A 20271-nucleotide genomic window follows, 5' to 3' on the forward strand; every position below is an offset into this window, starting at 1 on the left:
GACGTTCATGACTGTCGGCCCCGCTCCTCCAGCCATGCCCGGTACGCGGGTGAGTGGGAGGCGGCCTCCCAGTACGCGGACTCCAAATCCGTTCCCACCCCGGCCAGTTCACCTCCGTACGCCCCGCTGCGGACCGCCAGGAGCAGCCGTACTCCCAGCGGGTCGTCCCGCAGGGGGCGTACGGCCATGTCGGAGCGGGGGCGGGAGGTGGGCTGGCACAGGGTGACGACCTCGCCCGTGGCGACCAGGCCCGCCGCCGTCAGGTAGTCGCCGTGCAGGACCCGGGGGTTGAGGCCCGCCGCGTTGAGGACGCGGCGCAGGCCCTCCCATTCGCCGTCCACGCTGGGGTCGACCATCCACTGGTCGGCGGCCAGGTCGGCCAGGTCCACGAGGGTCTTGTGTGCCGCCGGGTGGTCGACCGCCAGGCACACGAACTGGGGCTCGCGCTCCACGAGCGTACGGATGTCGAGTCCCGGCGGGATCCGCAGCGGGCAGCCCTCCACTTCGTGGACGAACGCCACGTCCAGCTCGCCCGCCGCGACTTGGCGGAGCAAAGCGGTGGCCGAAACCGCCACCTGGAGTTCCGTCTCCGTGCCGGGAAGCCGCTCCCGCAGGCGGCGCAGCCAGCCGGGGATCGCGCGGCTCGCGGTGGAGCCGATGCGCAGCCGGTCGCCTTCGGCGGCGCGGGCGGCCGCGGCCCGGGTGTCGGCGACCAGCGCGCTCAGCGAGGCGAGCAGCGGACGGGCCCGGCCGACCACACCCCGGCCCAGAACCGTGGGCACACAGCCGGTTCGCTCGCGCGAGAAGAGCCGACCGCCCAACGTGTTCTCGATGCGCTTCAGTTGGGTCGTCAGGGCGGGCTGGCTCGTGCCGAGCGCCCGCGCGGCGCCGTGCAGACTGCCGGCGTCGGCGATGGCGCACAGCACCCGCAGATGTCTCACCTCCAGCTCCATGGGCTGAGGTTAGGGCGTACTAAGTGATCGCACCAGATGTCCAAAACCCCACTGATACGCGGGAGTTATCGCAGATCGGCATCATTCCCGTACGCCGCTGTGGCCTCCACAATCACCAATCACCGGGGCGGCGCCACAGTGCGTCACCCGGGCACCGATCAGCAGAATCCCCACCCGCGGCCGGCCCACCCAGCCGGGCGCGGATCCCCGACGGATTGGTAACCCCCCATGAGACACCCCCGCACGTTTGCCGTGACCGCCGCGCTGGGTCTGGCCCTCGCGGGCTTCGGCGCGATCCCCGCGACCGCCGCCACCCCCTCGTCCGCCCCTGCCTCGGCCGCGCACTACACCGCCGCGGGCAAGCACTCCGCCGCCAACGACCAGGCGTTCTACGACGCGGTCATGAAGTCGGTCGCCAAGAAGCGCGCCGCCAACCCGCTGGCCGCCTCGGTCACCGTGTACTACAGCACCGCCAACGCCCCCAGCTTCACCTCCCAGATATCGCAGGCCGCGCAGATCTGGAACTCCTCCGTCCAGAACGTCCGGCTCGCGCAGAGCAACTCCGGCGCGGACTTCCAGTACTACGAGGGCGACGACCCCCAGAACGGTTCGTACGCCTCGACCGACGGGCACGGCAACGGCTACATCTTCCTGGACTACAGCCAGAACCAGCAGTACTACTCGGTGCGGGTCGTCGCGCACGAGACCGGGCACGTGCTCGGGCTTCCCGACCACTACTCGGGGCCGTGCAGTGAGCTCATGTCCGGCGGTGGGCCCGGCACGTCGTGCCGCAACGCGTACCCGAACAGCACGGAGAAGTCCCGGGTGAACAGCCTGTGGCGCAACGGGCTCGCCTCGGCGGTCAAGCCGGCCGCGTAGGCCTCTGGCAGCATGGGGGGATGCCCAGCGTCTCTCCCCGCCGATCTTGCCCGTCCTGCGGCCGTGCCGTTGCCGTGGTGGCGGGCAAGTTCGTGCGCCACGATCCCCGCACGCGGGAGTGGTCCGGCGAGCTGACACTCTGCCCCGGCTCCAAGCGCCGGGCCCCCGCGGACGCGACCCAACAAACCCTGGACGGCTTCGAACTCCCCCCGTTCCCGAACAGCACGGAGAAGTCCCGGGTGAACAGCCTGTGGCGCAACGGGTTCGCCTCGGCGGTCAAGCCGGCCGCGTAGGCCTCTGGCAGCATGGGGGGATGCCCAGCGTCTCTCCCCGCCGATCTTGCCCGTCCTGCGGCCGTGCCGTTGCCGTGGTGGCGGGCAAGTTCGTGCGCCACGATCCCCGTACGCGGGAGTGGTCCGGCGAGCTGACACTCTGCCCCGGCTCCAAGCGCCGGGCCCCCGCGGACGCGACCCAACAAACCCTGGACGGCTTCGAACTCCCCCCGTTCCCGGGCCAGTTGCCGCTCTTCTGAACGGTTGCCCCGCGGGGCTTGGGGGACGGGGTGCGGTTCGGCGGGGTGCGCCGGGGCTCCGCCCCGGACCCCGGGAGCCCCCGCCCCACCCCTTCCCGAAACCCTCCGGGGGGAGTGGTTCGACTGCGGACCGTGCGTGATTGCTCGCGCAGTTCCCCGCGCCCCTCAACAGCATCGGGGCTGGCCGGCACCGAGCATCTTCAGCCCGTCATGGGGGTCCCCCCTGGCCCTTGAGGTCTTGGGGGAGTTTGAGGACGAGCGCCCTTCAGGCGCGATACGGGGTCTGGGGCGGAGCCCCAGAAGCTCTTTCCACCCCCGGCGGGTTTCGGGAAGGGGCGGGGAGGGGCATCCCGGGGTCTGGGGCGCAGCCCCAGGGCTTAAGGGGTGGGGGACGCGATGGCCCGGGCGGCTCGCACCTCCTGCCTCAGCGGGGCCAGCACGGATTCCTCGTCCCCCGAGAGCTCCGCCCGCACCTCCACCAGCGTCACGCTGGAGCGCAACCCCTGCGCCAGCTCACGAAGCTGAACCGCGATCTCCCTCGCCTCGCCCGCCGCAGGCGAGGCCGCCCCGTGATTCACCCGCACCCGCGCCGCCGTGGTGGCGTCCACGATCCGCTCGACGGCGACGACGAGGGGCCACCACGCCGCCGCACGGGGACCCGTCGGCGGCGGCTCGGTCAACGCCCGCTGGAATTCGCTCCGTACGGTCGAGAGATCCCGGTACAGGCGGCGCCGGCGCCGGACCCGCTCCGCGCGGTCGTCCTCGGAGGAGAACGCGTACTCCACGTACTCCGCCGTCGCCGCCACCGCGTCCGCGAGCCGCGCCCCGATGCGGGTGTGCCAGCTCTCGGGCCACAGCAGATAGCCCGCGACCAGCGTGATCGCGCAGCCGATGAGGCTGTCCCACAGGCGGGGCATGACCAGGTTGAAGCCCTGGTGGTTGAGGACGTCCGAGAGGAGCAGGATCACCGGGGTGATGGCGGCCGTCTGGAAGGCGTACCCCTTCGCGGAGAAGGCGGGGATCAGCGCCGCGAGCAGCATCATCACCGGCACGTCCCACCACCCGCGCGGCACCTCCGCGAGGACGGCCGCCGCGATGACGAGCCCGCCCGCCGTGCCGACCGCCCGCATCAGGGCCCGCGCGAAGACCGAGCCGAAGTCGGGCTTGAGGACGAAGACGATAGTCAGGGCGACCCAGTACGAGCGTTCCACCGGGACCACCGAGACCAGGGCCTGGGCGAGCCCGATGCACAGGGCGAGGCGGAGTCCGTAGCGCCAGGAGGCACCGGAGAGCAGGACGTTGCGGGCCGCGCGGCGGAACCGGATGCGCAGGGCGGCCGGGCGGCCGAGGCGGTCGTCGATGTTGGTGTGGTCGACGTCGGGGTTGTGCACCACGGCGAAGGCGTGCCGCAGCGCGGTGTCCAGGGCCCGCTCGGCCGGGGTCGCGGGCGCGGGCAGGTCCGGTTCGACCGCGCCGGTGCGGCCCTCGTCGACCGCGTCCGCCAACTGCCGTACGGCGGTGGGGATCGCGGCGTCCACGCCCCAGCCGCGCAGGTGCACGGCGGGTGCCGCCTCGACGATCGGGATGACGACGTTGAGCTGCGCGAGCAGGCGCACCAGCTCCTCGCGGCGGCCGTGTTCGCGGGCCCGGCGGGCGAGGACCAGGTCGTAGGCGGTGTTGAGGGCCTGGGTGACGGCCTGGCGTCTGGTGTCGTACGCGTCCGTCGTGGCGGCCTCGATCGCTTCGGCGACCGCGCGATAGGTCCCGGCGACGGCGTCCCGTTCGGGTTCGGTACGCCGCAGGGGCCAGCCGAGCAGGCTCAGGAGCAGCACGAACAGGCTGCCGAGGCTGAGCAGCAGCGGCGCCTTCCACCAGGGTCCCGGCATGGGCAGGCCCGCGCCGACGACGGCGTTGAGGAGGAGCAGGAGACCGGAGACCGAGGCCACCGCGCCGATCGTGGAGATCATCCCGGAGGCGAGCGCGACCAGTGTCAGCGCGGCGACCGCGAGCCAGCCGTGCCCGAAGACGAGGCTGCCGACGGTCACGCCGAGCGCGCCGAACAGCTGCGGCACGGCGATGTTGAAGATCCGCATCCGGTACGCGTCCGCGGTGTCGCCGATGACCCCGCTGAGCGCGCCCATGGAGGCGAGCGCGCCGTACGCGCTCTGCCCGGTCGCCATCCCCACGGCCAGCGGCGCGGCCATCGCGATCGCGGCGCGGGCGACGGCCGGCCAGGGGATGGGGGTGGGGGCGGGCCGCAGCCCTGCGATGAGCCATTCCGGCGGCGCGAGCCGCCCCTGCCGTACGCCGTCCCCCGCCCGCTTCTGATCAGCCATGACCACACGACACCGTAAAAAGATCACTTGGTGCAAACAGGGCGGCCAACAGAATCGTAAATGTTGTCCACAGCCTGTGGATAATTATTTCGAATCCGACCCTTCCGAATCCGGCCGTCCCGGTGTGCCGCCGCTTCCGGATCATTCCCGAAACCGTCGCCCGCCCGGGCTCCCTACGATGCTGACCCGCCGGGACGGGGCCCGCATGTCGGCGCCGCTGCCGTCCCGTCCGGGCGGATGGGTCAGCCGCCGTACAGGCTGAGCCCCACGAGCAGCGCGCGGTGGTCGGTGCCGCGCAGTTTCAGGAAACGCGCGGACGTCGCCTTGAAGGAGTCGCCGTTCACCAGGACGTGGTCGATCTGGGTGCGCAGCGGGGTGGTGCGGTCGGCGGGCCAGGACCAGGTGCGCGACTGTCCGATGAGGCGGGCGCTGTCGTGCAGGGCGCCGTCGTCGAGCACGGAACGGAACAGGGCGTGGTCCTGGGTGGCGTTGAAGTCCCCGGCCAGGATGACCGGCTGCCCCTTCGCCGACTTCGCGAACTCCCTTACTCTGCCCAGCTCTTGATGCCATTTTCCGTCGTCGCCGGGCAGCGGCGGCGAGGGGTGCGCGAGCTGGAGCCGTACGTCGCGCCCGCCGATGGTGGCCACCGCGCCGGGCATCGCCATCACCGACTCGATGGGCTCGGCCGGCTTCAGCGGAAACCGGCTCAGGATCGCCGATCCCGCGGAACCGTCCTCGCGTACGACATCGCGGTACGGGTAGTCGGCCTTCGGCAGGTCCGCGGCGAGCGCGTCGGAGCAGCGGAAGCTGCACTCCTCGACGAACACGACGTCGGGCTTCTCGCGCTTGACGGTGGCGATCAGATCGTCCGTCGCCCAGCCGAACTCGGTGTTGGACGTGAGGACGGTGAACTCCGCCAGGATCGGGCCCTTCGGCCGGGTCGTGTCGGCGCCGTACGGCTGGGTGTACCAGCCGGTGACCGCGAGGACCGCCACGCCCCACACCATGCCGGTACGCCACCGCCCCAGCGCCGCGAGCACGAGCCCCGCGCCGCCCGGCACGAGCAGCCAGGGCAGGAAGGCGAGGGCCTGCGGCACGGGCGTGACCCCGTCCGAATCGGCGGCCCGGCACCCGACCACAGCGCTGACCCCGGCCAGGAGGAGCGCCCCGGCAAGCGCGGACACCACCCGCCAGGGATGCCGTCGCCGTACCTCGGACGCCGCCGCCAACGCCGGTACGGTCCCGGTGCCCAAGGTGTCCAAGGCGGCCTGCCTCCCGCTAGCCGGTCACAGCGTTCGCATCCTCCCCCAAAGACGGCCCGGCACCCGGCACGGTTGCTCAAGCCTTTGCCCGCGCCGCCACCCGGTCGAGGAGCCCGCGCAGGGCCGCGTCGAAGACGGCGGGCTGTTCGAGATTGGGCATGTGGGCGGCCGACTCGACGACGGTGAGCGTCGAGCCGGGGATCGCCGCGTGCATGGCCTCGGCGTCCGCGACCGGCGTGTACGTGTCGTCGCGGCCCACGACCACCAGGGTGGGGACGTCGACGGTCGTCAACAGGGCCTGGTAGTCCCGGCGTTGTGCCCGTCCGCGCAGGGCCGCCGCCGCGCCCTCGGGGCGGGTGGAGGTCATCATCCGATGCACATGGACCCGTACGGACTCCTCCGCGTACGGCGCGACCATCTTGTCCAGGACCTCGTCCGCGTAGCCCTTCATGCCCTCGCGCAGGAGTCGGTCGGCCATCGCGTCGCGGGCGGCCCTGCCCTCGGGGGTCTCGGCGGCCGGGAAGGTGTCCGCGAGGACGAGGCCGTCGATCCGCTCCGGGAAGAGCCGGTAGCACTCCATGACGATCTGGCCGCCCATGGAAAGCCCGCCGAGCGTGAACCGCTCGATGCCGAGCGCGTCGGCCAGCGCCCGGACGTCCTCGGCGAAGTCGCCGAGCAGCGTGGCGCGGGTCCCGGCGGCGATGGGCGCGCTGCCGTAGCCGCGCAGGTCCGGGGCGACGACCCGGTGCGTACGCGAGAACTCCGCGATCTGCGGGGCCCACATGCTGCGGTCGAAAGGGTGGCCGTGGACGAGCAACAGGGCGTCGCCCGTGCCCTCGTCGGTGTAGGTGCGGGACATGGTGAGGAGGCTAGGCGGGGGCAACTCCTCGGTGCAATAGGCTCTTTGCTCTCGGTGCAATCGAGGCTTTACGCAGGTGAAGGGGGCGGGGCGTGGATTACCGCAGGGTGGCCGACGAGGTCGCGGGGGAGATCGAGTCCGGGGTGCTCAGGCCGGGCGACCGGCTGTCGGCCCAGCGGGCCTTCGCGCGCCGCCGCCGCATCGCCGTCTCCACCGCGATCCGGGTGTACGGGGAACTCGGCCGCCGAGGCCTGGTGGTGGGGGAGGTGGGGCGCGGCACGTTCGTACGGGCCGCCCCGCCGCACCCGGGCTCGGTCCTCGCGGAGGACAGCGGGCGCACACCGGTGAACCTGGAGCTCAACTACCCGGTGGTGGAAGGGCAGTCGGAGCTGATGACCCGATCGCTCGGGGGTCTGTTGCGGCCGGACGTCCTCACGGAGGCCACCCGCCCCGCGGCCGCCGACGGTACGGCTCGGGCGCGCGAGGCCGCGGCCGGGTTGCTGGCCCGGCCGGGCTGGCGGCCGCACCCCGACCGCGTCCTGTTCGCCGGGAACGGCCGCCAGGCGATTGCCGCCGCGCTGTCCGCACTGGTCCGCCCGGGTGCCCGGCTGGGCGTGGAAGAGCTGACGTATCCGCTGGTCAAGGCAGTCGCCGAACAACTCGGCATCGTGCTGGTGCCGCTGGCCATGGACACCCAGGGCGTGCTCCCCGAGGCGCTCGCGGCGGCCCATCGCCGCACCTCGCTGTCCGCGGTCTACCTCCAGCCCACGCTGCACAACCCGCTCACTCTGACGATGGGCTGGGAGCGGAGAGCTCAACTGGCCGTGCTATTGGGCGAGTTGGGGCTGATGGCGATCGAGGACACGACGTGGGCGTTCCTGGCGCCGACGACGGGTGGCGAGCGGGATGCAGCCCCGGGCACCCCGCAGGGCGGCGCCCCCGGCCCGCCGAGCGACAGCACCCCGCCCGGCGCCACCCCGGGAACCTCGCAGGGTGCGCCTCCGCCACCCCTGGCCGCATACGCACCCGCCCGCACCGTCCTCATCGACAGCCTCTCCAAGCGGCTCGCTCCCGGCCTGACCACGGGTTTCCTCGTGGTGCCCGAACCCCACACCGACGCCCTCGCCCAGGCCCTGCGGTCCGGGGCCTGGACGGCGGGCCGGTTCAATCTGGAGGCGGCCGTGCGGTGGGCCGGGGACGGGACCGTCGAGGCGGTCGGAGCCGCCAAGCGGGCCGACGCGGCCGCCCGGCACGCGCTGGTGCGGACGCACCTCGGCAGCTTCCGGGTGCGCAGCGACCCCGCCGCGTATTACTGCTGGTGGGAGCTGCCCGCACCGTGGCGGGCCGAGACGTTCGCGGCGGCCGCGGCCGAGCGGCTCGGGGTCGCGGTGACGCCGGGTACGGCGTTCGCGGTGGGCGGCCGGGTGCCCACCGCGGTCAGGATTGGTCTGGCGACCCCGCCCGTACCGGTCCTGGCCGGGGCCCTTCGGCGGCTGGCCGACCTCGCTTCCACAGTCGGCCCGTGAGCCAGGCCCCGAGCGCGAGCGCGAGCCCGAACGCGAGGACGGCCCAGGCCGCCGTGCTCAGGAAGTCGGTGAGCGCGTCGTAGACCGCCCCGGCTGCCGACGGATCGGAGTCCGCCGGGAGCCCGTCCAGCGTGAGCGACCTGCCGACGGCGACCAGGATGTGCAGAACCGCCGCGCCCACGGCCAGCCCGGTCCCCACCCCGATGAGGGCGCGGCGGTGGCGTACCGCGACGGCCACCGCCCCGCTCGCCGCCGCCAGACAGACGACCGCACCCCAGACGCCGACGCGCCTCAGCCACCGGAAGACGGTGCGGACCGGCCCGAGTTTCGTCGACTCGACGACGGTCAGGTCGGTGTGTTCCACGGGAATCTCGTTCGCGAACGGCACGCCGCGCACCTCCAGTTCGGTCTTGATCTGCCGGATCGCCGGGGCCAGGTCGATGCGAACGTCGTTGCCGTCGCCGTTGTGGGTGAGGGCGGAGAGGACGCTCGCGTGCGCGGCCCGGTTGGCGGTGTTCCACACGTCCTGGAAGGCGGAGGTGGTGGTGAAGGACCGCACGGCCCCGCCGATCAGCGAGGCGACCGGGGCCTGGAGCGGCCCGGCGTCGATGTTCCGCACGATCGCGTCGGTGACCTTGGCGGCCACCTCGCCGCGCACGGCCCGGTTCCCGGCGAGCGGTGCCATGGCGGCGACGTAACGGTCGCTGCTGCCGATCTTCGTCTTCGCCCAGGCGGCGATCGCGCCCAGCGGGACGAGGACGGCCGCAAGCACGATCAGCACCGCCGACAGGAAGCTGCGCACCCGTCCACGAAATCCCGGGTTGCCCATCGGCGCGCGCGGGTGTGGGCTATATGGGGGACGCACACAGTGCCCCGGGCAAGCGGAAGGAGTGCTGCCATGGCCGCACACGCTTCGGTACCCGCCACGAGCCACCGCGCGAACCGCCGTACGGCTCCCCATCTGAGCAGGGCCGTCCTCGCGATCCCCGTCGTCCTGGGGGTGATGTACGGGCTGTACACCTTCGCCAACCAGCGCGGCGGCGGTGCGATCACCGGCGGCCAGATCGTCCTCGGCGTCGTGTCGGGCCTGGCCGTGATCGGCCTGGGCATCGGCCTCCTCAGCATCCAGTCCGCCCTGCCCCGCGAGCTCCGCGCGGCGGCGTACGGCACGCTGTTCGGCGCGGCGATGGGCTTCCTGTACAGCCTGTCCGACCACAGCGTGCTGAAGTCGTCGGGCATGGGGGCGATCTTCGGCGGCGTGATGTTCCTGGTGTCGTTCTACTGGTTCTACACACACGAGGACTGACCAGCCATCGGTCCTCCCGGCCCCGGGCGGCCTCCCCCGTACCCTGGAACGCACCAGTACGGGACGGAGGAGGCGACCGGTGGCCGACAGCGAGAAGAGCCAGGAGCGCAGCATTGCCCTGCGCGCGGGCTTCTACATCTTCGGCACCCATGTCTTCGCCGGCTTCGTGTGGCTGCTGTTCTACGTGGGCGGCCACGCCCACAAGTAGGGCGGCTAAACGGGCCCCCGCCACGTGTGGGCTCCGCCCACAGGCCCGGGCCACATGGAGCCCCGGCACATAGCCCCCGGCCACATAGGTGCTCTGCCCATGGCGCCCACCCACATATGGCCCCCACCCGTGTGCAGCCCGCCCACAAGTAGCCCCGGATACCCCCAACAACTAGTCCCCGCAGGGGAGTTCGGGATTCCGAATCTGCTGTTAACCTCCCGGCTACTCGCATGCTGGGCCCGAGCCGGGCGGCTTCTCTATCCTCGCGCGGCATGCACGCGCGGCTTCGCGTACCCCGCATGCTTCCCACGCATGAGGCGGAGTACTTGTGGCAGAGAACAGGCACGCCCGACGGAGCACGCTGCTGCGCAGGGTGCTGAGCACGACGCTGACGTCCGGACTCGCCCTCGGCGCGCTCGGCGCCCTCGGTACGACCGGCGCCGAGGCCAGCCCCGGACCTCACCCGGCCATCGAGACCGACCATTGGGGCGCGCCGTACGCGCTCACCGACGGCACCACGATCCAGACGCTGATCGACACCAGAACGACCAAGGACGGCACGGTGGTCGCCCTGTGGTCCAGACTCGCGGCCAACCGCTCGCAGCGCGATCTCCTGGTGGCGATGCGCCCGGCGGGGACCACCAAGTGGGGGCCCGTGCGCACGCTGGTGAGCTCCACGTACGACACGTCCTCGCCCGTCGACGCGCACCTCCTCGCCGCGCCGGACGGCTCGGTCACCGTGGCCTGGGTCGACGTGGCCGCCACCGGCGCCGTGCTGAGCACCTCGGCGCTGCCCGCCGGGGCCACGTCCTGGTCGTCCCCGGTGCAGATAGCCGCGGCCGACCGCATCCAGGACATACAGCTCGCGGGCACACCCTCGGGCCGCACTGTTGTGGTGTGGGCACATGGCGTCGACCCGCAGTACGAGGTGTTCGCGGCCGAGCGCACCGGGGCGGGCGGCACCTGGTCGGCGCCGGCCCGGCTCGACGCCACGGGCGCCGGGGCGCAGGACGCGTACCCGCAGGTCGCGGTGGCCGCGGACGGCTCGGTGAACGTCGTGTGGACCGAGTACGGGTCCACGGGCGCGGCCTTCAAATCGGCCGAACAGGGTGCGTCGACCGCCACCTGGAGCGCCCCGCACGACACCTTCCCCACTCCGGTCCCGGCCGCCGAGGCCCGCCTGGCGACGGGCCCGGGCGGAGCCCTCGCGCTGACGTGGCTCGCGGGCGGCGCCCTCAACTACGCGCAGAGACCGGCCGCGACCGGCACCTGGGGCCCGGTCGAGAGCGCCGCGAGCACGGACAGCTTCGGCGACGCCGTGCCGTACCCCCTGACCGGCCCGAACGGTGACGTCACCCTCGTCTGGTCCGACTACCAGTCGGGTACGGACGGCTTCTACATCCGCACCTCGACCCGGGCCGCCGCCACCGGCACCTGGTCGGCGGTGCAGACCCTGTCGGCGCAGTACGCGGGCATGACGCCCTTCGGCGCGGACATCGCGGCCGACGGCACCGTGCAGGCCGGGTGGAGCCAGCCCGCCGACGACGGCAACTCCGACCGCTTCGTCGTGGCCACCCGCATGGCCGGCGCCTGGAGCACGCCCAAGGAGCTCAGCGCCAACACGTCCGGGTATGCGCGGGGCGGCATATCCGTGGGCGGTCCGGACAACCGCCCGACCGCCCTGTGGGAGGACCCCACCGGCGCCTCCACCGCCCGCCTGATGACCGCCACGACCGCCCCGGGCCCCGCCACCTGGCGCGACTACAACGGCGACGGCCGGGGCGACCTCCTCGCCCTCACCCCCGGCGGCACCCTCACCATCCGCACCGGCAACGGCAGTGGCGACGTCACCCCCGGCCCCTCCGCGCCGGGCTGGCCCACCACCTCCCGCTACGTCCCGGCGGGCGACCTCACCAACGACGGCAACAACGACCTCCTCGTACGCGACGCCTCCGGGCAGCTCACCCGCTACGACGGCGCAACGAACAAGCCCTTCGCCCCGAGCGGCCCGCACCTCGCGCTCGGCGCGGGCTGGAACGCGTACGACCAGCTCACCGTCCCCGGCGACCTGACCGGCGACACCCGCCCCGATCTCCTGGCCCGCACCCCCTCGGGCGACCTGTACATGTACGCCGACAACGGCGCGGGCCAGTTCAAGGACCCCGTCAAGATCGGCTTCGGCTGGGGGATCTACAACACGGTCGTCGGAGCCGGTGACCTCAATGGCGACGGCTTCGGCGACCTGCTCGCGCGGGACACGTCCGGAGTGCTGTGGCGCTACGACGGCAACGGCAGGGGCACCTTCGGCGACCGGGTCCGCCTGGGCGCGGGCTGGGGCATCTACAACGCGCTCGCCGGAGTCGGCGACATCACCGGCGACGGCAAGGCGGACCTCGTGGCCCGCGACACCGACGGCGTCCTGTGGCGCTACCCCGGAAACGGCGCGGGCGCCTACACCGACCGCGTGCGGATCGGCGCCGGCTGGCAGACGTATCTGAACCTGTACTGACCCCGGGCTGGGCTCTGCGCGGCGCGTGCCGAAAGACCCTGGGCACGCGCCGTGGCGCCGGGCTATGGTGAACCCATGTCGTCCGCGTCGCAGTGCCGTACTCACCTCTGCTGGTGGCGCTCCTCCTAGGAGCGGCCACTACTCACACGCGCGACATCGTCAGCGGGCCGTTCATCACTGGACGGCCCTTTTTGCTGCCCTCGCTGGATCCCGCAGTGGGCGCCGTCCAGGCCCGCCCCACCCCACTGCCCCACGAGGAGCCCACGATGACCACCCCGGCTACCACCACCGACCGCATCCTGACCGGCGACCGCCCCACCGGCCCCCTGCACCTGGGCCACTACTTCGGCACGCTCCAGAACCGGGTCCGGCTCCAGAACGAGGGCGTTGACCTGTTCCTCGTCATCCCGGACTACCAGGTGCTGACCGACAGAGACGTGGCGGAGCGGCTGACCGAGAACGTGGAGGACGTGGTCCTGGACTATCTGGGAGCGGGCGTGGACCCGACACGGTCGACCGTCTTCACCCACAGCGCGATCCCGGCCCTGAACCAACTCCTGCTCCCCTTCCTGAGTTTGGTGTCGGTGGCCGAGTTGAGCCGCAACCCGACCGTCAAGGACGAGATCGCACACTCCCGCCAGGCGGCCGTCTCGGGCCTGATGTACACCTACCCCGCCCATCAGGCCGCCGACATCCTGTTCTGCAAGGCGAACCTGGTCCCGGTCGGCAAGGACCAGGTCCCGCACCTGGAGCTGACCCGCACGATCGCCCGCCGCTTCAACGAGCGGTACGGCCCGGTCTTCCCGGAACCGCGCACCTTGCTCTCGGAGGCGCCCCTCCTCCTCGGAACGGACGGCATGAAAATGAGCAAGAGCCGGTCCAACTCCATTGCCCTGAAGGCGAGTTCGGACGAGACGGCCCGCCTGATCCGGGGCGCGAAAACGGACGCGATCCGCACGATCTCCTACGATCCGGAGCACCGCCCCGAAGTGAGCAACCTGGTCCTGCTCGCGGCCCTCTGCCAGGGCCGCGACCCGCACGAGGTGGCCTCCGAGCTCGGCGACGGAGGCTCGGCCGCCCTGAAGGCGACGGTGACGGAGGCCGTCAACACCTACTTCGCCCCGCTGCGGGCCCGGCGCGCCGAGTGCGCCCAAGACATGGACTACGTGAGGAAGCTGATCGCGGAGGGCAACGAGCGGGCGAACGCGATCGCCGAGACCACCCTGGACGAGGTGAGGGAGGCGATGGGAACGTTCCGGATGAGCTAGCCGCGGGCTTCGCCTGCGGCTCCGGCGGGGCCTGATCGCGCAGTTCCCCGCGCCCCTAGTTGGTTGGCCGGCGTTGCGCGTTCGCCGCCCGCGCCTCGCAAAGCCGGCCGGCTTTCAAGGGGCGCGGGGAACTGCGCGATCAGCCACGGACGGCCCGCACTCGAAGCACAAGGCGCGGAAGCGATACGCGGCTACGCCGGAGAGTGCAGCCACCCCTCGCTCCGGGCCGTCTCCGACGCCGTCCGCAGCAGCTGGGCGACGGCGGGCCGCCGACCCCGGCCCCGGGTCAGCAGGTGCAGCTCGATCGTGGAGGTCGGCCGCAGCGGGCGCCACACCAGAGTGCCGGGAAGGCCGTCCACCGCCGACTCTCCCAGGATGGAGATCGCCTCACCCCGCGCCACCGGGGTGTGCGCCGCATCGAACGACAGCTGGCGGAGCAGGAGTTGGGGCGCGAGCCCCGCCCCCTCGAAGATCCCCAGAATCGCGTCGAAGTGCCCCGGGTTCGCCTCGCGCGGGTGGACGAGGAGCCGCTCGCCCGCGAGCGAGGCGACCTCGACCGAATCCCGCGTGGCCAGCGCATGGGACGCCGGGAGCAGCACTCCCTGCGGTTCGAGGCGGACGACCGTGCGGACCAGCTCCGGGGTCGGGGGCGGGCACCTGACCAGGCCCGCGTCCAGCGTGCCGTCGGTCACCCCGGACACGATGTCGGCGGTGGGCAGGAGCCGCGTGGTCACCGCGAGGTGAGGGTGGGCCGAGGCGAGGGCCGCGAGCAGGGCGGGCGCGGTCCCGTACCCCGTACTCGTGCTGTACCCCAGAGTCAGCGCGTCCCGCTCGGACTCGGCGAAGCCGCGCACGTCACGCCACAGCCGGTCCGCCGACTCGCAGAGCTCCGCCCCGCGCTCCATCAGCAGACGCCCCGCTTCCGTCGGCTCGACGGAGTGCGTCGTGCGGTCCAGGAGGCGCACCCCGAGCTCCTGTTCCAGCTGGCGGATCTGGCGGCTGAGCGCGGGCTGGGCGATGTGCAGACGTTCGGCGGCGCGCGTGAAGTTCCGCTCCTCGGCGACGGCCAGGAAGTAGCGCAGGCGACGGAGTTCGGACATGCCGAGCAGCTTACGACCGCAGGTGACCAGCCGTTATGCCGGTACGGCATGGGGCCGTCCCGAACAGGTCTTTCCCTCCGCACACGCCCCCTTCCTAGTGTTCAGGTGTCGGAACGAGACACCCCGGAAACCCGCCGGGCACCCTCCGGCCCCCACCCCGAGGAGCAGGAAATGACCACCTCGACCACCACCCCCGCGCACACCCTCACCAGCACCACCGAGGCCAGCCGCGCCTTGGTCCTCAACTACATGGACACCCTCACCACCGGCGACTTCGACGCCCTGCGCGAGTTCTTCGCGCCGGACGTGACCTGGACGCTCGCCGGTGACCTGCCCCTTTCGGGGACCTGGGTCGGCCCCAGCGCGATCCTCGACGAGTTCGTCCCGGCGATGGTCGAGCACTTCGTACCCGGGACGATGGAGCTCGAATTCGAGGGTGTCTTGGCCGACGGCGAGCGGGTCCTCGCCGAGTGGAACACGCGGGCCCTCGCGAAGTCGGGCCTGCCCTACGACCAGCACTGCCTGGCCATTTTCACCGTCCGGGACGGGCGGATCGTCGAGGTGCGCGAGTACTTCGACACCCTGCACGCCAAGAGCGTCGTCTTCGTCTGAGCGCCGCCCGCCCCTGAGAGCCCGAGCCCCCGAAAGGAAAACGCCATGAAGGCCCTACTGCCCGGCTCGCCCCACGACGCCGACAAGCCCGTCGTCCTCGGCGAGGCACCCGAACCCGCCCCCGCCGAAGACGAGTTGGTGGTCTCCGTCGAGGCGTATTCGGTCAACCGGGGAGAGACCTTCCAACTCGACGGGCAGCTCGACCGTACGTGGCCGGGCTGGCGGCCCGGCAAGGACGTGGCCGGTACGGTCGTACGCCCCGCCGCCGACGGGAGCGGCCCCGCCGTGGGCACCCGGGTGGTGGCGCACCCGCCCGCGTTCGGATGGGCCGAGCGGGTCGCGGTGGCGAGCGCGAGTGTCGCCCAACTCCCCGACAGCGTGGACGCCGTGACCGCCGCGGCTCTGCCGCTCGCGGGCATCACCGCACTGCGACTGCTCCGCGCGGCAGGCCCCGTCGCCGGCCGCCGCATCCTGATCACCGGCGCGAGCGGCGGAGTCGGCCACTATGTGACCGAGCTCGCCGCATCGTCCGGCGCGGCCGTCACCGCGGTCGCCGCAACGCCCGAACGAGGCGCCCGGTTGGTCGAGTTGGGCGCAGCCGAGCTGGTCACGTCCGTCGCCGACGCCGAGGGCCCGTACGACGTCGTTCTCGAATCGGTCGGCGGTGACTCCCTCCCCGCCGCGCTCTCCCGCCTCGCCCCCGGCGGACTGCTCGTCTGGTTCGGCCAGGCCAGCCGCACCCCCGTGACCCTGGACTTCTTCGACTTCTTCAAGGGCCCGAACCAGGCCCGCATCGCTCACTTCGACTACACCTCCTCCGACACGTCGTACGCCTTCGACCTCGCCGCGCTCATCCGCCTGGTCGAAGCCGGGCGGCTGCACCCCGAGATCGGTACGGTCCGCGACTGGTCCCGCACGGCCGAGGTCATCGCCGACCTGCGGGCCCGCAAGGTGCGCGGAAATGCCGTACTCACCTTGTCCTGAACGGTATGCGACCCGCCGCCGCAGCGGCTCCCCCGCGTGGGGGAGAGGGATGGCTCGCCCGGGGGATGGAACGCGCCGTGCCGTGCGGGAGCCTGAAAGGGCACGGGGGAGCGGACGGGGGAGTGGCGGCGACAGGGGCCCGTAGGCCCCGGCTCGCCGCCACTCGCATCCCACACCTCCCACGCTCCAACACGGCCTGGGGGAAGGCGAGTTGAGCAGTTGCAGCAGCAGTTACGCAGGGTCTACAGCGCCACTACGCTCGGCAATCAACCGAACGTACGCGCGAAGCCGCGTGAGCCCGGAGGTGCCCGCCATGACCAACATCCGACACCCGCCCGAGTCATGGAGGAGCGCTATGGCGACCAACCAGACCCTGACGGGCGCACGGTGGCGTAAGTCTTCGCACAGCGGTGACACCGGAGGGCAGTGCATCGAATGTGCCCCCCTCGGCGGAGCCGCCTGGCAGAAGTCGTCCTACAGCGGCAACACAGGCGGTGACTGCGTAGAAATAGCAACCCACCCCTGTCGCATAGCCATCCGGGACTCCAAGGACCCGGAAGGCGCGGCCTTCGTCACCACCCCCGCCGTGTTCGGGGCGTTCGTGACGGCAGCCCGTGAGGGCATGTTCGGCTGAGCCGGGTCGGCTACGACGCGGGTGAGTCGGTGACGGGGCGCTGGTGGTTCCACTGGGCGTACTGGCCGGGACGGGCGAACTCCTGGTCGGTGACGTCGACCCGGCAGCGGGTACCGGGCGCGCTCAGCACCACCCGGAAGGCCGGGGCGTGGCTGTGCATGACGACATGACCGCCCGCGGCCTGCACGTTCGACCTCATGGTCCCGGCGGCGCCGGGACCGAGACCCAGCCGCATCATCATGGCACCCGCCGGCCTGCCCGCCAGGAGAGTGCTGATGTGTTCTCGGGGCAGAGTCAATGCCCAAGAGAAGTCCACGGTCCCCACCGTGCCTTGTTTTCGCACGGACAAAGAGAGGGTGCGTGTTCTCGGCATGGCGCACAGCGGGTCCGCCCGGTCCGCACGCGCGAGAGCAATTGACGTCATGCTATTGAGCCGCTTCGGGCGACCACTTCCTAGACTGGGCTTTCCCGGACCGGGTACGACGGACCCGGACCCGACGGACAGGGCGACGATGGCTGAACAGGGCAGGCGGGGCAGGCGTGCCCAGTGGTTGATACTTCCGGTAGCCGCGCTGGTCGGCTGGGGGTGCGTACACGCCGGGCTGCTGGGCTCGGATTCGGGGAGCCCGGCGCCTGCGCCGTCGCCCGTGGCGTCCTCGTCCGCGAAGCCGTCGGCCGCTCCGTCGTCGCCCAGCGGTTCGTACGACCCCGCCGACTACGCACCCCAGGTCCGCACGTACGCCAAGAAGGCGGGCATCAGTGCGCAGCTCCTGATGGCGATCCTCTACAACGAGGACTACAAGCCGCACGACGCGGCCTTCGAGCGGAGCTGGCAGAAGTACAAGCCGGACGCGGCGTTCGGCATCGCGAACATGCACCGGGCCGCGTTCGACCAGACGAAGCACGGGCGGGACTTCGCGTCGCGCAAGTGGGAGGAGCTGCCGGACGACCGGGCGCTCGCGGTGGAGGCGGCGGCCTGGTACCTGCACGACATGTCCGCCGAACTCCCCTCGCACTGGGCGGGTTCGTACACGCGGGAGGAGCTGATGGCGCTCGGGTACAACGCGGGCGGCGGCAACATGGCGGCGTTCGCGCGGGGCGCGAAGGTGGGGAGCCAGGCGTCGGACTACCTGACGCGGCTGCGGGACAACTGGAAGAAGGCCGGGGCGGCCGTCGGGGGTTAGGTTCCCTCGGCTCCGTCGCCGGACAGCGGGGGCGAGTGGCGGGGCCGAGCGGTGTCCGTGTCGGTCACCAGGCGCGCTTCGTGACGGTCTCCACCGCGCCGTTGATGATGCGCACCCACCCTTCGTCGTGGACGTCCTTGCCCCGCCACGCGGTGAAGGCCTGCGCGACCTGGTCGGCCTTCTTCCTGGTCTCCGCGTCCACGTTCGGGGCTTCCAGGTGCGGGTCGTAGTCCGTGAGGACGTGTGCCTCCCTGTCGCCGCCCGGGCAGTCGCGGAGCTTCGCGTCCTTGACGTGGCCGGCCAGGGCGGCGGAGCCCGATGCCTGCAAGTGGCCGCGGAATTCGGTGAGTACGGGTTTCCAGGGCCCGGCCCCGCCCTGTTCGGCCTCGTCGCACGTACCGGATCCCGCGGCGGCGGGAGGCTCCTCCGGCTCCTCCGCCCGGCCGGTGCCGTCGCCGCAGGCCCCCAGGGCCAGCAGGCAGCCGAGTGCCATGCCGGACAGTGCGGTCGCGCGGCCGTACGTCGTCATCTGCATCGTCGTCCAATCCGGGCGGCATCCGGGCACCGGGCGCCCCGGGCTGACACTCGGGATCGTGGGGCGCGGATGCACATGATCGCACCGCATCGGTTCTAGCCCCGCGGCACATCCCCCGTGCACAGCATGTGGTGGTCGACCTCCGCGCACGCCTCGGCCTGCCGCGGGTCGGGGGCCACCAGCATCGGGCTCTCGGTGTCCGCGCCGGTCGAGCTGTTGCGCACCTCGGACCAGATGGTGTCGCAGGACGGGCTGTAGCGGAGCTTCACCGCGTACGAGGCCGTGGTCAGGGCGCTCTGGGTGCGGGCGTCGGCGCGGCAGGGGGAGGCGGAGGGGGCGTCGCCCTGGCAGCTCGCGCCCTGGCAGGCGGTCGGCGCGGGGGCGCCCGGGGCCGACTCGTGCGGGTGCGGCAGTGCGGCCCAGGCGGCGCTGGTGACCAGCGCGAGCGCGGCGGCGACGGTGATCGTACGGCGGTGGGGGCGGCGGGCGGACGGCCCCTCGGGCAGCTCCGGCTCCGGTTGCGGCGAGACCGTGGGCCGAGGGGGTCGTACCGCGCGTTCCCAGAGTTCGAGGAGGCGCGCGTGGTGCTCGGCGCCGCCGAGGGCACCGAAGGCGTCGACCGCGTCGCGCGGCGGGAGGTTGTCGCCGTTGAGATAGCGGTGCCAGGCGGATTTGCTGTACGAGGTGCGGGTGGCCAGACCGGCCAGGCTCAGGCCGGAGGTCTGTTTGAGGTGCCTCAACTCTTCGACGAGGAGCCGGAGTTCGGGTCGGGTCGACTCGGGCAGCTGTCGCCACTGGGCCACGCGGTCCCTCCCAAAAGTCCACAACATCCTGTTCCGGGGGCATCTGTACCCCAGAGGGGCCGGAGTCAAGCTCCGGCCCCCGGGCGAACGGGCGAGGTGGTGAATCGGGCCCCGGCCGCAAGTCCCCGGTGGCCAGGGCCCGACCGTCAGGTATCCGTGCTCAGCACCACGGCAGGTTGGCCCTGGCCGGGACCCGTACGTAATAGGCGGAGACGTAACGGCCGTGGTGCCCGGCCAGGCGGTACCAGACGCGGTTGCCGTGCACCGTGGTGCCGTTCTTCTTGCAGGTCAGATACACCTTGCGCCCCGAGCGGAGGGTGCCGGTGGTCCGATAGGAGGTGCCGGCGCCGGAGCGGATGTGCAGCCGGTGGCCGTACGCGGTGACCACCACACCACGGGCGTGGATCCTGTGCTGGTGGTGATGGGTGGTGGCGACGGTCGCCATCGCCGGGGCGGCAGGAGCGGCCGTGGGGGTCGCGGCCATCGCGGTGGCCGGGAACAGGGCGAGCAGGGCGGCGACGGCGACGACGCCGCTCCGTACGGTGCTTCGGTTCATGTGTGTCTCTCCAAAGTGCGGGGCCCCCGAGTAAGTGACCCTCTGTCAGCAAGCGTGTCCGGGGAGCGACGGCCGAATTCGTCCCAGCCGTGCCTGGGACGAATAGGGACGGTGCTCCTGGGGCCGGGCCCGGCACGGCAGGCGCGTACGGGCGCCCGCGGGGCCCGCGTTCACTCGCGTGGCGGAACGCCTGGGCCTCACTTAGCGTGAGGAAGGGGCCGCTCG

At 72.2% G+C, this 20271-nt stretch carries 22 protein-coding genes; 12 read left to right on the plus strand and 10 right to left on the minus strand.

The genetic code is table 11. From position 1 onward, the window contains the following. Nucleotides 1–5: 5 nt before the first annotated feature. Entirely contained in the window at nucleotides 6–953 is a 948-nt protein-coding gene (locus IE206_RS29780) for a LysR family transcriptional regulator (RefSeq protein WP_189967479.1), read from the minus strand. 228 nt (nucleotides 954–1181) lie between these two features. Between IE206_RS29780 and snpA the strand changes: the two genes are divergently transcribed. Genes snpA through IE206_RS29795 form a run of 3 tightly spaced genes read left to right on the plus strand, consistent with a single transcriptional unit; the run spans nucleotide 1182 to nucleotide 2364 of the window. Next, a complete protein-coding gene (snpA, locus tag IE206_RS29785) occupies nucleotides 1182–1832 on the plus strand; it encodes a snapalysin (protein ID WP_189967481.1) in 651 nt (216 codons plus the stop codon). A gap of 20 nt (nucleotides 1833–1852) precedes the next feature. After that, nucleotides 1853–2125, plus strand: a complete 273-nt coding sequence (locus tag IE206_RS29790; protein ID WP_308433960.1) for a hypothetical protein — start codon at nucleotides 1853–1855, stop codon at nucleotides 2123–2125. A gap of 20 nt (nucleotides 2126–2145) precedes the next feature. Beyond that, a complete protein-coding gene (locus tag IE206_RS29795; RefSeq protein ID WP_189967483.1) occupies nucleotides 2146–2364 on the plus strand; it encodes a hypothetical protein in 219 nt (72 codons plus the stop codon). 377 nt (nucleotides 2365–2741) lie between these two features. Here the strand turns inward: IE206_RS29795 and IE206_RS29800 are convergent, their stop codons facing one another. From IE206_RS29800 to IE206_RS29810, 3 genes are all read right to left on the minus strand, one after another. Continuing rightward, nucleotides 2742–4700, minus strand: a complete 1959-nt coding sequence (locus tag IE206_RS29800; protein ID WP_189967485.1) for an FUSC family protein — start codon at nucleotides 4698–4700, stop codon at nucleotides 2742–2744. 242 nt (nucleotides 4701–4942) lie between these two features. Continuing rightward, complete coding sequence (locus tag IE206_RS29805) at nucleotides 4943–5962, minus strand: endonuclease/exonuclease/phosphatase family protein (RefSeq protein WP_226598912.1); 1020 nt, start codon at nucleotides 5960–5962, stop codon at nucleotides 4943–4945. Between the two features lie 76 nt (nucleotides 5963–6038). Further along, on the minus strand, nucleotides 6039–6821 hold the full coding sequence (locus IE206_RS29810) for an alpha/beta fold hydrolase (protein WP_189967487.1): 783 nt from the start codon (nucleotides 6819–6821) through the stop codon (nucleotides 6039–6041). A 92-nt stretch (nucleotides 6822–6913) separates the two neighbouring features. Here IE206_RS29810 and IE206_RS29815 point away from each other — a divergent pair, with 92 nt between their 5' ends. Beyond that, on the plus strand, nucleotides 6914–8347 hold the full coding sequence (locus tag IE206_RS29815) for an aminotransferase-like domain-containing protein (protein WP_189967489.1): 1434 nt from the start codon (nucleotides 6914–6916) through the stop codon (nucleotides 8345–8347). Here IE206_RS29815 and IE206_RS29820 read toward each other — a convergent pair. Then, nucleotides 8259–9149 (minus strand): hypothetical protein, encoded by an 891-nt coding sequence (locus IE206_RS29820; protein WP_226598911.1) that lies wholly within the window; start codon nucleotides 9147–9149, stop codon nucleotides 8259–8261. The genes IE206_RS29815 and IE206_RS29820 overlap by 89 nt on opposite strands. Before the next feature lie 96 nt (nucleotides 9150–9245). Here IE206_RS29820 and IE206_RS29825 point away from each other — a divergent pair, with 96 nt between their 5' ends. The 4 genes from IE206_RS29825 (at nucleotide 9246) to trpS (ending at nucleotide 13638) form a co-directional block, all read left to right on the plus strand. Then, a complete protein-coding gene (locus IE206_RS29825) occupies nucleotides 9246–9653 on the plus strand; it encodes a hypothetical protein (protein ID WP_189967494.1) in 408 nt (135 codons plus the stop codon). Nucleotides 9654–9732: 79 nt separating this feature from the next. Beyond that, the gene (locus IE206_RS42685) at nucleotides 9733–9861 is read left to right on the plus strand and encodes a DUF6126 family protein (protein ID WP_226598910.1); all 129 of its coding nucleotides are present in this window, start codon (nucleotides 9733–9735) and stop codon (nucleotides 9859–9861) included. A 328-nt stretch (nucleotides 9862–10189) separates the two neighbouring features. Further along, a complete protein-coding gene (locus tag IE206_RS29830) occupies nucleotides 10190–12370 on the plus strand; it encodes an FG-GAP repeat domain-containing protein (protein ID WP_189967496.1) in 2181 nt (726 codons plus the stop codon). A gap of 266 nt (nucleotides 12371–12636) precedes the next feature. Further along, nucleotides 12637–13638, plus strand: coding sequence for a tryptophan--tRNA ligase (gene trpS / locus IE206_RS29835; protein WP_189967499.1), 1002 nt, complete (start codon nucleotides 12637–12639; stop codon nucleotides 13636–13638). A 191-nt stretch (nucleotides 13639–13829) separates the two neighbouring features. Here trpS and IE206_RS29840 read toward each other — a convergent pair whose 3' ends face one another. Then, complete coding sequence (locus tag IE206_RS29840) at nucleotides 13830–14738, minus strand: LysR family transcriptional regulator (protein ID WP_189967501.1); 909 nt, start codon at nucleotides 14736–14738, stop codon at nucleotides 13830–13832. Between the two features lie 171 nt (nucleotides 14739–14909). Here IE206_RS29840 and IE206_RS29845 point away from each other — a divergent pair, with 171 nt between their 5' ends. From IE206_RS29845 to IE206_RS29855, 3 genes are all read left to right on the plus strand, one after another. After that, nucleotides 14910–15350: a nuclear transport factor 2 family protein gene (locus tag IE206_RS29845; protein WP_189967503.1), complete on the plus strand. Its 441-nt coding sequence runs from the start codon at nucleotides 14910–14912 to the stop codon at nucleotides 15348–15350. Between the two features lie 45 nt (nucleotides 15351–15395). After that, a complete protein-coding gene (locus IE206_RS29850) occupies nucleotides 15396–16334 on the plus strand; it encodes a zinc-binding dehydrogenase (RefSeq protein ID WP_189967505.1) in 939 nt (312 codons plus the stop codon). A 355-nt stretch (nucleotides 16335–16689) separates the two neighbouring features. Then, nucleotides 16690–16968 carry a DUF397 domain-containing protein gene (locus IE206_RS29855; RefSeq protein ID WP_189967506.1) on the plus strand — a complete coding sequence of 93 codons (279 nt, stop codon included), beginning with the start codon at nucleotides 16690–16692 and terminating at the stop codon, nucleotides 16966–16968. Between the two features lie 10 nt (nucleotides 16969–16978). Here the strand turns inward: IE206_RS29855 and IE206_RS29860 are convergent, their stop codons facing one another. Beyond that, entirely contained in the window at nucleotides 16979–17266 is a 288-nt protein-coding gene (locus tag IE206_RS29860; protein ID WP_189967508.1) for a hypothetical protein, read from the minus strand. A 349-nt stretch (nucleotides 17267–17615) separates the two neighbouring features. Here IE206_RS29860 and IE206_RS29865 point away from each other — a divergent pair, with 349 nt between their 5' ends. Further along, nucleotides 17616–18152: a transglycosylase SLT domain-containing protein gene (locus IE206_RS29865; protein ID WP_308433961.1), complete on the plus strand. Its 537-nt coding sequence runs from the start codon at nucleotides 17616–17618 to the stop codon at nucleotides 18150–18152. 64 nt (nucleotides 18153–18216) lie between these two features. On the opposite strand, the gene IE206_RS29870 is transcribed toward IE206_RS29865, so the two are convergent. The 3 genes from IE206_RS29870 to IE206_RS29880 all read right to left on the minus strand — a co-directional run bounded on the left by IE206_RS29870 (nucleotide 18217) and on the right by IE206_RS29880 (nucleotide 20046). Then, a complete protein-coding gene (locus IE206_RS29870; RefSeq protein WP_189967513.1) occupies nucleotides 18217–18687 on the minus strand; it encodes a hypothetical protein in 471 nt (156 codons plus the stop codon). Nucleotides 18688–18782: 95 nt separating this feature from the next. Then, complete coding sequence (locus IE206_RS29875) at nucleotides 18783–19490, minus strand: helix-turn-helix domain-containing protein (RefSeq protein WP_226598909.1); 708 nt, start codon at nucleotides 19488–19490, stop codon at nucleotides 18783–18785. Nucleotides 19491–19650: 160 nt separating this feature from the next. Next, the gene (locus tag IE206_RS29880; protein ID WP_189967517.1) at nucleotides 19651–20046 is read right to left on the minus strand and encodes an SH3 domain-containing protein; all 396 of its coding nucleotides are present in this window, start codon (nucleotides 20044–20046) and stop codon (nucleotides 19651–19653) included. Nucleotides 20047–20271: the final 225 nt, after the last annotated feature.

Source organism: Streptomyces violascens (genome assembly GCF_014649955.1).
Lineage (GTDB): Bacteria > Actinomycetota > Actinomycetes > Streptomycetales > Streptomycetaceae > Streptomyces > Streptomyces violascens.

Bases quoted from the DNA above. Each gene is read 5' to 3' on its own strand.
- IE206_RS29780 (WP_189967479.1), bottom strand. From the start codon at position 953: ATGGAGCTGGAGGTGAGACATCTGCGGGTGCTGTGCGCCATCGCCGAC.
- snpA (WP_189967481.1), top strand. From the start codon at position 1,182: ATGAGACACCCCCGCACGTTTGCCGTGACCGCCGCGCTGGGTCTGGCC.
- IE206_RS29855 (WP_189967506.1), top strand. From the start codon at position 16,690: ATGGCGACCAACCAGACCCTGACGGGCGCACGGTGGCGTAAGTCTTCG.
- IE206_RS29845 (WP_189967503.1), top strand. From the start codon at position 14,910: ATGACCACCTCGACCACCACCCCCGCGCACACCCTCACCAGCACCACC.
- IE206_RS29870 (WP_189967513.1), bottom strand. From the start codon at position 18,687: ATGCAGATGACGACGTACGGCCGCGCGACCGCACTGTCCGGCATGGCA.
- trpS (WP_189967499.1), top strand. From the start codon at position 12,637: ATGACCACCCCGGCTACCACCACCGACCGCATCCTGACCGGCGACCGC.
- IE206_RS29795 (WP_189967483.1), top strand. From the start codon at position 2,146: ATGCCCAGCGTCTCTCCCCGCCGATCTTGCCCGTCCTGCGGCCGTGCC.
- IE206_RS29810 (WP_189967487.1), bottom strand. From the start codon at position 6,821: ATGTCCCGCACCTACACCGACGAGGGCACGGGCGACGCCCTGTTGCTC.
- IE206_RS29800 (WP_189967485.1), bottom strand. From the start codon at position 4,700: ATGGCTGATCAGAAGCGGGCGGGGGACGGCGTACGGCAGGGGCGGCTC.
- IE206_RS29825 (WP_189967494.1), top strand. From the start codon at position 9,246: ATGGCCGCACACGCTTCGGTACCCGCCACGAGCCACCGCGCGAACCGC.
- IE206_RS29790 (WP_308433960.1), top strand. From the start codon at position 1,853: ATGCCCAGCGTCTCTCCCCGCCGATCTTGCCCGTCCTGCGGCCGTGCC.
- IE206_RS29880 (WP_189967517.1), bottom strand. From the start codon at position 20,046: ATGAACCGAAGCACCGTACGGAGCGGCGTCGTCGCCGTCGCCGCCCTG.
- IE206_RS29840 (WP_189967501.1), bottom strand. From the start codon at position 14,738: ATGTCCGAACTCCGTCGCCTGCGCTACTTCCTGGCCGTCGCCGAGGAG.
- IE206_RS29850 (WP_189967505.1), top strand. From the start codon at position 15,396: ATGAAGGCCCTACTGCCCGGCTCGCCCCACGACGCCGACAAGCCCGTC.